Source organism: Bradyrhizobium sp. S69, from assembly GCF_009766005.1.
Lineage (GTDB): Bacteria > Pseudomonadota > Alphaproteobacteria > Rhizobiales > Xanthobacteraceae > Bradyrhizobium.
This window is the reverse complement of record NZ_LMUK01000051.1, coordinates 78,771-90,364: the sequence shown is the minus strand read 5'-3', so window position 1 is coordinate 90,364 and position 11,594 is coordinate 78,771. Positions and strand designations below refer to the sequence as shown.

The following is an 11,594-nucleotide window of genomic DNA, read 5'->3' as shown; positions in this document are numbered from 1 at the left end:
GTGGTCAAGTGAATATTTTCGGAAATCTTTCGAAACGCTCTCGCGCCGCGGTTTACGCCCTTGTCGTGGTCGGCGGAGCCGCGCTGGTCTGGAGCATGGGTTTGTTCGGCTTCACCGATCGCGTTGCCGGACGAAGCGAGGCGCACGCGACCGCCGCCGACAAACCCGGCGATAGCAAGATGTCGGACGATTCGGTCGAGCTATCGGAAAGGCAGGCCAATGCCCTCAAGATCGGCGCCGCCGGAGCGCGCGATTTCACGTTGTTCAAGACCGCGGTCGGCACCATCGACTTCAACGAGGATTTGCTGGTCCAGGTATTTTCGCAATATCCGGGCAAGATATTGAAGGCGGGTTTCAACATCGGGGACGACGTCAAGGCCGGCGACACCCTTTTCACGATCGATAGCACGGATCTTCTGCAGGCCGAATCGACGCTGCTCGCGGCAGCCGGCGTCCTCGAATTGCAAAAGCGGACGCTGGCGCGCCTGACCATGCTTTTGAAGGCCGGCGGCAGCGCGCAGAAAGACGTCGATCAGTCGACATCGGATCAGCAGACCGCGGAAGGCAATTACAAGGCGGCGCGGGATGCGGTTCGGATCTTCGGCAAGACCGATGATGAAATCGACCAGGTCGTCAATATGCGCAAGGTCGATTCCACGCTGCTGGTTCCGAGCCCGATCTCGGGGCGGATCGTGGCCCGCAGCGCCGCGCCCGGTTTCCTGACCCAGCCCGGCAATGCGCCGGCGCCCTATTCGGTGGCCGATCTGTCGACAATGTGGATGATCGCCAATGTCATCGAGACCGACGCACCCGCCTACAAGCTTGGACAGGAAGTCGCGGTAACGGTGCCGGCCTATCCCGACAAGATATTCAAGGGCCGCATTACGACGCTGGGGTCGATCATCGACCCCAACAGCCATCGGCAATTGGTGCGCTCGCAGATCGACGATCCCGAGCATCTGTTGCGGTCGGGGATGTTTGCGAGTTTCGTGATTCGTGTCGGAGATCCCGTGCGCTCGGTTGCCGTGCCGGTCAATGGCGTTACCCGGGAAGGCGACGGCACCATGACCGTCTGGGTCACCAGCGATCGCCGCCATTTTGCCAAGCGGACGGTCAAGCTCGGCCTGCAGCAGGACGGCTGGGACCAGGTGCTGGAGGGCTTGCAGCCCGGCGAGACGGTCGTCACCGACGGCGCCGTTTTCGTCAGCAACGTTCTGCTTCTGGGCGCCGCCGGCTGAACCAACGCTGCGACCGGTCGTCCAAATGCGTTCTGTGGGGTGTTCGTGATCAAGTCCATTCTTGTGTTCGGGTTGACGCGCAGCGCCATCATCGTGCTGGGCTTGGTGGTGTTTTGCGCCGCCGGACTCGTCGCCTTTTCGCGGCTGAACATCGAAGCCTATCCCAATCCGGCGCCGGTCATTCTGGAGATCACCGCGCAGGCGGCCGGTCTGTCCGCCGAAGAGATGGAGAAATATTATACGATACCGATGGAGGTCGGGCTGTATCCGACCCCGGGCGTCGTCAGTATTCGCTCGACCTCGTTCTACGGGCTGTCGTTTGTCCGCGTCACCTTCAAATACGGGACCGATTATTATTTCGCCCTGACGCAGGCCGCGACCAGCCTGCAGCAGAACGTCAATCTGCCCGGCAATCAGGTTGCCCAAATCCAGCAATCCAGCCTGGTCGGAGAAATCTACCGCTACCAGATCGTCGGTCCGCCGCATTTCGGGCTGACCAATCTGCGGACCTTACAGGATTATGTCGTCACTCGGCGCCTGCTCACCATTCCAGGCGTGGTGCAGATCAACAGTTGGGGCGGCACCACCAAGCAGTTCAACGTCGACGCGGACCTCGGAAAGCTCGAGGCCTACAACGTCACGATTCCACAATTGATCACGGCGCTCGGCAACGCCAATATCAATGTCGGCGGCCGCGAGATCAGTATCGGACAGCAGTCGGTCAACATCCGCGGCATCGGGTTGATCGACAGCGGCGGCGCCGATGACGTCACCAAGGGCTACAAGGTCCAGGACATCGAGAATATCGTCCTGACCCAGTCCAATGGTCTTCCAATCCAGGTCAAGAACGTCGCGACCGTCTCGGTGGGGTATGTGCCGCGCCTTGGCATCGCGGGCCGCGATCACCAAGATGACGTTGCCGCCGCGATCGTGGTGATGGGGCGAACGCAGCATACCAACGACATCATTCCGCGGGTTCAGGCCGAGGTCGAACGCCTCAACCACGACGGAAGTCTGCCGGCCGGGGTCAAGATCGTGTCCTATTACGATCGCAGCTCGCTGGTCGGGGTGACCACGCACACTGTTCTGCACAATCTGATTTTCGGCTGTCTATTGGTGTTCTTCATTCAATGGATCTTCCTGGGCGATCTCAGGAGCGCCATTATCGTCAGCGCGAATATTCCTTTCGCCTTGTTCTTCGCCATCATCATTCTCGTATTGCAGGGAGAAGACGCAAACCTGCTGTCGCTCGGCGCGGTCGATTTTGGCATCATCGTCGATTCCGCCGTGATCATGATGGAAAACATCTATCGCAACTTCCAGTCCAACACCGAACACCGCCAAACCCTGCTTCAGCATCTGGGCGAGGGCTATTGGGGGCCGGATCCGACGTCGGCGCACGGCCCGACCACCGCGGCCCAGCGCTGGACGGAGCGACTGCGCGTCATCTTCGTCAGCGCGTTGCAGGTCGACAAAGCGGTGTTCTTTACCGCGGCGATCACGGTCACGGCGTTCGTGCCGCTGTTCACGATGCAGGGGGTCGAAGGTCAGATCTTCGGACCGATGGCGCGAACCTACGGTTATGCGCTCGCCGGCGCCTTGCTCGCTACTTTCACGGTGACGCCGGTGCTGGCGTCGTTGCTGCTGCCCAGGCACATCGAGGAAACCGAAACCATCATCGTGCGGGCGCTGCGCAAGAGCTATACGCCGGTGCTGCGCTGGGCGCTTGGAAACCTCAAGGTCGCGGTTCTGGTCGGCTGCGTCTTCCTCGCCTTGAGCGTGGCGGCGGCATCCCGGCTCGGCAGTGAATTCCTGCCGGCCCTGGAGGAGGGCAACTTCTGGATCAGGGCGGCGATGCCGTCGACGATGTCGCTGGAAGCCGGAACCGCCGCGACCCGCAAGATGCGCGAGATCCTGCTGAAGCATCCGGAAGTCATCACGGTGGTGTCGCAGCACGGGCGCCCGGACAATGGCAGCGACGCCTCGCCGTTCTCCAACGTCGAGCTGTTCGCGCCGCTCAAACCGTTCGACGAGTGGCCCGCCGACCTCACCAAGGAAAAACTGACCGACGAATTGCAAAAGGAATTCAGCGAGGAGATGCCCGGAATAGGCTTCAACTTCTCGCAATATATCCAGGACAATGTCGAGGAAGCGCTGTCCGGCGTGAAGGGCGCCAATTCGGTCAAGATCGTCGGGCCGAACCTCGAGACGCTGGAATCGCTCGCGACCCAGGTGATGGCCGAGATGACGAAGGTCCAGGGCGTCGCCGATCTCGGCATTTTTCATCTGCTGGGACAACCCAACCTTAACATCAAGGTCAATCGTGAAAAGGCCGCGCGCTACGGTCTTAACACCGGCGACGTCAACACCGTGGTGCAGGCAGCCCTTGGTGGGACCAACGCGACGACGGTTCTGGAGGGCGACAGGCAGTTCAATTTGGCGGTCAGGCTCGATCCCAAATATCGCAACAGCATCGACGCCATCCGTGACGTCAAGGTTTCCTATCAAACGCCGACCGGCAACAGCGGCTATGTTCCGCTCAGCGAGCTTGCCGATATCTCGCTCGATACCGGCGCGTCGTTCATCTATCGCGAGCGCAGCCAGCGCTTCATCCCGATCAAGTTCAGCGTTCGCGGCCGCGATCTCGGCAGCACGGTCGAGGAAGCGCAGCGCAGGGTCACGGACGCCATCAAGCTTCCGAATGGCTATCAGATCATCTGGGCCGGTGAGTTCGAAGATCTTCAGAATGCCAAGCAGCGGCTCATGATCGTGGTGCCGATCACCCTGCTGTTGATCCTGGTCTTGTTGTATGGCCTGTTCAATTCGTTGCGCGACAGTCTGTTGGCGGTGGCCGGGATTCCGTTCGCGATCGGCGGTGGCTTGATCGCGCTTTATCTCGCGGGGCTCGATTTCAGTGTGTCGGCGGCGATCGGTTTCATCTCGCTGTTCGGCGTCGCCGTGATGGACGGAATTCTCAACATTACGTATTTTCGCGAGCTCAGGGCCCAGGGGATGGACATCGCCGAAGCCGTGTTCCACGGCGCCGAACAGCGGATGCGACCCATGCTGATGACCGCGCTCTCCGCGGGGGTGGGATTGTTTCCGGCCGCGATTTCGCATGGCATCGGAAGTCAGGTGCAGCGGCCGCTGGCAACCGTCGTGGTGGGCGGCATGTTTATCGGACCGTTGCTGCTGCTGGTGGTGGCGCCGGCGCTGCGCAAGATATTTCTCTCGAGGGACGGGGCAGTCGTGCATGACAGTGAAGGCGCCGTGGCCGCTGAGAGCAGCCCCGACAGCAGGCTGGAAACGTGATTGGAATGGCGATGTCGGGATCCCACAGCGAGACGAGCCATATGTTGCGTTCGGAACGGGTTGCTCCGGCGATGGACGCCGCGCCGCGCCGCGCCCGGTTTGGCCGCGGCCGCCGCGCGCTGATTTGCGCGGCCGGGGCGTCGATGCTGTCGGCGGCACTTTCGGGCTGCGCGGTGGGACCGACTTTTCAGCCGCCGGTGGCGCCCGACGTCAACGGCTACGTCCCGGGAAAGCTTGCCTCGCCGGCCGCGGATCGCAGCGGGCCTCGCGTGGCCGGTCAGCATTTCGTCAACGGCGCGGATGTGTCGGCGCGGTGGTGGGCTGCGTTCAAATCCCAGCCGCTCAACGATCTCATCAAGCAGTCGGTCGACCACAATCCAAATCTGCAGGCAGCCGAGGCCGCGATCAGGAACGCCCAATACAACGCGCTGGCCCAGCGTGGATTGTTCTTTCCGCAGCTCAGCGGCGATTCGACGTCGCAGAAATTCCTGATCTCCAATCCCGGCCAGATCCCGCCGATACCGACGACGGGACCGCAGTCGGTATACACCCTCTTTACCAACCAGCTGACGGTGAGCTTCACGCCGGATATCTGGGGCGGCAATCTGCGCGCGGTGGAGAATCTGGACGCGGTGGCCGAGCAGCAATTGTTTCAGCTCGATGCCGCCTATCTCGCGCTCACCAGCAATGTCGTGACCGCCGCCATCCAGGAAGCCTCGCTGCGTGGCCAGATCGCGGCCACCAAACGCATTATCGGGATCGAGCGCGACCTGCTGGATATTCTCAGGCGCCAGTTCAGCTTCGGCCAGGCGGCGCAAGCCGACGTCTTGGCGCAGGATGCGGCGCTGGCGCAGGCCGAACAATTGCTGCCGCCGCTGGAGAAGCAACTCGCCCAGCAACGCGATCTCCTGACGTCGCTCGCCGGGCAATTGTCGGTCGACGAGATCGTCCAGAAATTCGACCTTGCGCATCTCAAGCTGCCGACCAACCTGCCGGTCAGTCTGCCCAGCCGGCTGGTCGATCAGCGGCCCGACGTCAGGGCGGCGGAAGCTAACATGCATTCGGCGAGCGCTCAGGTCGGGGTGGCGATCGCCGCCCGGCTGCCGAATATCGTTCTCTCAGCCAATGGCGGATCGGCGGCCTACAACCTTCCGCAGAGCTTTGCGGCGGGAACCGGATTTTATACCATCGGCGCGGCCGCAACCGCGCCGATCTTCGACGGCTTCACACTCTATAGCAAGCAGAAGGCGGCGGAAGCAGCACTCGACCAGGCCGAAGCGCAGTATCGCGCCACCGTCATCACCGCATTCCAGAATGTCGCCGATGCGTTACGCGCGCTGCAGACCGATAGCAGGGCGGTGCAGGCCGCGGTGCGTGCGGAAACCGCCGCCAAGGCCAGCCTCGATATCGTTCAGACGCAGTTGAACGCCGGTCAGGTCAACCAGCTCGCCGTGCTCAATGCGCAGCAGACCTACCTGACCGCCGCGGTTGTCCGGGTGCAAACCGATGCCAACCGCCTGTCGGATACCGCGGCACTGTTCATGGCGCTTGGCGGCGGATGGCCGGCCGGCTGCACGTCGTCGGACTGGCGGCAATGCGCGATGGGAGAGCCACCGGTTCAGCCCAATATCTGAAGTGCAGATCTGACGATGGAGCGGATTTGCCAGGCGACGCGAATTTACCAGACGACAAATGTGCAAAGCACCGATAGCGGCAAAAGCGCGGGCCCGAGATACATCCAGGTCCGATACCCCTCGGCGTCGCGAGGCGGAATGAAAAGATTGACGATGAAGAAGGTGCAAACCCCGAAGCCGAGCATCACACGAATCAAATCGCCCGGCGTATCGAGCATGGAGCGGAAGGTTTCAACCTGGGGGCTCGCGACCCGCGCGGTCAGCACGGTCAGGATGATCAAGAAGAGCGCGCGAACCGCGGTGCCGCCTACCCGAACACTAACCGGCACTTTCGGACCGGATTTATTTGCCGCATTCGCGGGCAGATTCATGTTGGCATGCATGGCACATTCCATCATCAACTGCTGAAAGAGATATCTTCTGTCGCGCTGCAATCGCAAGAGCTTATTTTTTATATTACTGATTCAGCTTTATCTTCCGGGTTTTATCATACCGCCCTAAATGACAGTGATGCTTACCTTTCAGGGGAGGCGCTGGTATCGAGCCTCCCTTAGCTGATCTGCTATTTGGGTTGCCGCGAGCCTTTCGCGACACAGGCGCCCGCGGCGCATTTGAGGTGCTTGCGCGATATCGCGGCGACAGTGACCGGCTTGGTCGGGGGCCTGGCGGGCGGATTTATTTTCGCAGCCGGGACGGAAGCCGTCTTGTTGACGGGCAGCACGGGTGAACTTTGCTTGGCGGCGCCGCCTACCTGCGTTTGCTTTTTCGGTCCCCCGACCGACGTCTGGGCCGAAGCCGAAAGCCCATTGCCGAACACGATAAAGGCCGTAACGATCGCTATCGCCGCATATTTCATGCGCGCATCTCCTTCGCCGGATGACGAGTTTCCGCCATTATACATGGTCCTCGATGCCAGGTCCTTTGATGCAAAGGGCTTTGTAAAAGGTTAATCATCGCCTTCGCGCTGTGGCCTTGCGGAGTGCTGTGGATGCCGGGTCCGCAACAGCTCCGGGTTAACCGTTTCGTAACCGACATTACTAACGCCGCCTCCATCCCTTGGATTGTATTGATGTCCAAGGGGGAACGAGGTGATGTTGGGCATGGGCTTTGTCAGCCGCGGCGAGGTGCCGGCGGAAACAAAAGACTTATTCGACAGCGAACCGCCGAACCGGCGCGATCCGATTCGCTGGCTTGTTGCCTGCGGCATTTTTCTGATTGCGGCGATCGCGGTCGGGACCGCGATGACGATCAGCAATTTTCGTGAGCGCGCGCTCGAGAGCGGCGAACGCGAGTTGCAAAATACCGTGCTGTTGCTCGCGCGCCATTTCGATCAGCAACTCGACGATCTGCAAGTTCCCCTGGTCGACCTCATCGGGTACATGCGTGCGACCGGCATCGCGTCGCCCGATGATTTCAAGCGCGAGATGTCCACCCACGAGATGCACCTGTTGATGAAGGCCAAGGTCAGCGGGGCCTCCGAAATCGCCGGCATCAACATCTATGACGCAGACGGGCTCCTGATCAATTCATCGGTCGTGCCGGCGGTTCCCTACGTCAACATCGCTGACCGCAGCTATTTCAAGGCCCTGAAGTCAAATCCGGACGTGACCCAGCCGCAAATCGAGCTGGTGCGCAGTCGTTTTTCCGGGGGATGGCGAACGGTGATCGCCCGCAAGGTGATTGGACCGGACGGGCAATTCATCGGAGTTATTTCGCGCGCGATCGCGCCGGCGAAATTCGAGGATTTCTTTTCGACCGTGGCGCTGGGAAAAGACGCGACGATTTCCATGCACCACCGCAATGGCGGATTGTTGGGACGGTATCCCCACGTCGAGACCATGATCGGGCGGAATTTCAAGATCGGCCCCGGGCGTGAGACGGACTTGCTGAATTCGGATCACGGCGCCAAGCGGTTGATCAGTCCGATCGATGGTCAGGAGCGGCTGGCCTCTATTCAGGCTTTACGTCACTTTCCCCTGTCGGTCGTTGCGACGACGACGGTTGCCTCGGCGCTGGCCGATTGGCGGGCGCAAACCAAATTCCTGATCATCGCCGCCGGTTTGTCGGCGATGGTGATCGCGGTCATCCTGGCCCTGATCGTCCGGCGGCTGGCGTGGCAGCATCGATCGTCGCAGCGGCGGCTGGCGCTGGAAAAGCAGCGCCTCGAACGGATCAACATGCATTTCGATGCCGCGCTGAGCAACATGACGCAAGGGCTTTGCATGTTCGACGGCCAGAAGCGGCTGGTGGTCTGGAACGAACGCTATGCGCAACTGTACCAGTTGCCGCCGGAGTTGCTCAAAGTCGGAATGCCGCACGATGCGATCATCGCCGATCGCTTCTTGCGCAGCATCCTCAAGGGCGACAACAGCGATTCCGCCGCCAAGGCCAAGATCTCCGCGTTAGGCCAGCTTCCGAAAGACACCACCTCGAGCCGGGTCGACGAATTCGCCGACGGGCGTTTCATACTGGTCACCCGCAAGCCGATGGCGGACGGCGGCTGGCTCGCGACCCATGAAGACATTACCGAGCGGCGGCGCGCGGAGGCCGAGATCGTTCATCTGGCACGGCATGACGGGCTGACCGGACTTGCCAACCGTGCCGAGTTCAATGCCAGGCTCGAGGAAGCCAGCGCGCGGCTCAAGCGAAACGGCGGCGCAGTCACCGTGATGATGCTCGACCTCGATAAATTCAAGGCCGTCAACGATACGCGCGGACATCTGGCCGGCGACCAATTGCTGGTCGAGGTCGGCCGGCGTCTGCAATCCGAAATCCGCGAAACCGACGTGCTCGCGCGCCTTGGCGGCGACGAGTTTGCGATCATCCAGGAAGGCGTGCCCGATCAGCGCGCGGGCGCGACCGCGCTTGCGCTACGGATCATCAGCGCGATCACGCGACCGTTCGATTTGAGCGGCCATGAAACCTGCGTCGGAATCAGTATCGGGCTGGCGCTGGGTTCAGTGCACGGGAATGAATCCGAGCAGCTGCTGAAGTGCGCCGACCTTGCGCTCTACGACGCCAAGGCCAACGGACGAAACGATTTTCGGGTATTTCAGGATGAAATGCTCAAGGCCGCCGATCTGCAGAAACTGGCGGAGAGCGAACTGCGGGACGCCATCGCGCGGGAGGAATTCGAGCTGCATTATCAGCCGGTGATCTCGGTCGAGACCCGGACGCTGTGCGGAGCCGAGGCGCTGGTGCGCTGGCGGCATCCGACGCGGGGGCTTGTCCCGCCCGATCAGTTCATCCCGCTCGCCGAATCGACCGGGCTGATCGTCCAACTCGGCGAATGGGTGCTGCGGCAGGCCTGCAAGGACGCGTCTTCGTGGCCCGCGCATGTCAAGCTTGCGGTCAATATCTCGGCGGTGCAGTTCAGGCGAGGAAACCTGTTCGACACGATCTTGCGTATTTTGCTGGAGACCGGCCTTCCGCCCGATCGGCTGGAGCTCGAGATCACCGAAACCGCGTTGCTTGACAATCAGGAAGCGCATCTGGCGACGATACGGCGGCTGAAGAGCCTCGGAATCTCGATGGCGCTCGATGATTTCGGCACCGGATATTCCGCGGTGAACTATTTGACGATCTTCCCGTTCGACAAGATCAAGATCGACAAGTCCTTTACGCAAGGGGTGCTCAATCGCCGTGATTGCAAGGCCGTGATCGCCTCAACGCTTGCGCTGGCCCAGGGCCTTGGCACCGTGACGACGGCCGAAGGCATCGAGACCGAAGAACAGTTCGAATATTTGCGCAAGGCGGGCGTGGATATTGCGCAAGGCTATCTGTTCGGCCGACCCGTTCCGCTCTCTCAACTCGACCTGCGCGATGCGGCCCTGCCGAACGAGCCCAAGAGCACAGTGGCAAAGCGTTACGCGGTCTGAGATTAGAGCGTTTTCGAGCGAAGTGGGCACCGGTTCGCGTGAAGAAAACGCGTCAAAACAAAAGACTAGAGCCCCGTTCCGATTCCATCGGAACGGAAAAGGCTCTAGCTTTCCGGGGAAAGTGATCTGGCGCGCGTTTCAGGCGCCAACAAAGCTGCAACGAGGCTGACGAGGGCCAGGCCTGCGAGCCATGCCGGCGCGGGCCAATAATTTCCGTCGGCCCATTTGACCAGCGCGGTTGCGATTAGCGGCGTCAAACCGCCGCCCAGCGCGGCAGAGAGCTGGTAGCCCAGCGATGCGCCGGTATAGCGGACCCGGGTCTTGAACAATTCCGGTCCGAACGACCCCATGATGCCGAACAGCACACCGTTCGCGATCCCGCCGATCGCCATTCCGAGCAGGATCAACCAACTGACTTTGGTGTTGACCAGCCAGAACAGCGGGAATGCGAATGCGATCGTAAACAAGGCGGCCATGATGAAAACAGGGCGACGTCCGATGCGGTCCGAAAACGCGCAAACAGGCGCGATGATCACGAGTTCCGCGATCGCGAATGCCAGAACGCCGTTGAGCATCAACTGCCTTGGCAATCCCAGACTGGTCGAGCCATACGCCACCATGAAGGTGACGTAGACGTAGAACCCTCCGCTGGTCACCAGGAACAGCCCGGCAGCGAGCAGCACCTCCCGCCATTGCGTCGTCAGCGTCTCAAGCAGGGGAAACCTTGCGATCGTGTTGCTGCGCTTGGCCTGCGCAAAAGCAGAACTCTCCGGCATCGAGATTCGCGCGAACGCCCCGACGACGACAAGAACGATGCTGAGCAGGAATGGCAAGCGCCAGCCCCACGACGCGAATTGCGCCGGGTTCATCGCAGCCGTGGTGCCGGCGAACACCAGCGTTGCGATCACGAGGCCAGCGGGAGATCCGAGTTGCGGCAGACTGCCGAGCAGTCCGCGGCGGCTTTGTGCGCCGCTTTCGGTCATGATCAGGACCGCGCCGCCCCATTCGCCGCCGAGCCCGATACCTTGCATCAGGCGAAGCAGCACCAGCAGAAGCGGTGCGAAAACACCGATCGTCTGGTAATTCGGCAGCAAGCCGACCAGCAGCGTCGCGATGCCGGTCAAAAGAAATGTCGTGATCAACGTCGATTTGCGGCCGATGCGATCGCCCATGTGTCCAAAGATGATGGCGCCGATCGGACGCGCGACAAAACCCACGGCAAATGTCGCGAACGCGAGCAGTGTGCCGGCGACAGGGTCGAAGTTCGGGAAGAACTGGCCGTTGAAGATCAACGCCGCGGCCAGCCCATAGACCTGAAAATCGTACCATTCGATCGTAGTGCCGACCGTTGCCGCAAGAGCCGAACGACCGAACGATCCAGCGGCGCCGTGGACGGCGGTACTTTGGAGAACGAGATCTGGGAGAACAGGAACTGGTCCGGCAGGGGCATCCGCAGGCAGCGTTTCCGAGATATCGGCGATCATCCTCAACCCCCAAAAGAGCGCGATAGCGCGCGAAAACGGATAAAACGA

The 11,594-nt window shown here is 61.2% G+C and carries 7 protein-coding genes; 4 read left to right on the top strand and 3 right to left on the bottom strand.

What is annotated here, in order from left to right; translation table 11 throughout:
- Positions 1–8 precede the first annotated feature (8 nt).
- The 3 genes from GSQ88_RS29345 (at position 9) to GSQ88_RS29335 (ending at position 6,184) form a co-directional block, all read left to right on the top strand.
- Positions 9–1,238, top strand: a complete 1,230-nt coding sequence (locus tag GSQ88_RS29345; RefSeq protein WP_246785094.1) for an efflux RND transporter periplasmic adaptor subunit — start codon at positions 9–11, stop codon at positions 1,236–1,238.
- A 45-nt stretch (positions 1,239–1,283) separates the two neighbouring features.
- The gene (locus GSQ88_RS29340) at positions 1,284–4,550 is read left to right on the top strand and encodes an efflux RND transporter permease subunit (RefSeq protein ID WP_159011282.1); all 3,267 of its coding nucleotides are present in this window, start codon (positions 1,284–1,286) and stop codon (positions 4,548–4,550) included.
- Between the two features lie 143 nt (positions 4,551–4,693).
- The gene (locus GSQ88_RS29335) at positions 4,694–6,184 is read left to right on the top strand and encodes an efflux transporter outer membrane subunit (RefSeq protein ID WP_246785113.1); all 1,491 of its coding nucleotides are present in this window, start codon (positions 4,694–4,696) and stop codon (positions 6,182–6,184) included.
- A gap of 44 nt (positions 6,185–6,228) precedes the next feature.
- On the opposite strand, the gene GSQ88_RS29330 is transcribed toward GSQ88_RS29335, so the two are convergent.
- Positions 6,229–6,624: a hypothetical protein gene (locus GSQ88_RS29330; protein ID WP_159011281.1), complete on the bottom strand. Its 396-nt coding sequence runs from the start codon at positions 6,622–6,624 to the stop codon at positions 6,229–6,231.
- Between the two features lie 122 nt (positions 6,625–6,746).
- Positions 6,747–7,040, bottom strand: coding sequence for a hypothetical protein (locus GSQ88_RS29325; RefSeq protein ID WP_159011280.1), 294 nt, complete (start codon positions 7,038–7,040; stop codon positions 6,747–6,749).
- Positions 7,041–7,275: 235 nt separating this feature from the next.
- On the opposite strand from GSQ88_RS29325, the gene GSQ88_RS29320 reads away from it, so the two are divergent.
- A complete protein-coding gene (locus tag GSQ88_RS29320; RefSeq protein ID WP_246785112.1) occupies positions 7,276–10,062 on the top strand; it encodes a bifunctional diguanylate cyclase/phosphodiesterase in 2,787 nt (928 codons plus the stop codon).
- Between the two features lie 104 nt (positions 10,063–10,166).
- On the opposite strand, the gene GSQ88_RS29310 is transcribed toward GSQ88_RS29320, so the two are convergent.
- The gene (locus GSQ88_RS29310) at positions 10,167–11,546 is read right to left on the bottom strand and encodes an MFS transporter (protein ID WP_159011278.1); all 1,380 of its coding nucleotides are present in this window, start codon (positions 11,544–11,546) and stop codon (positions 10,167–10,169) included.
- Positions 11,547–11,594: the final 48 nt, after the last annotated feature.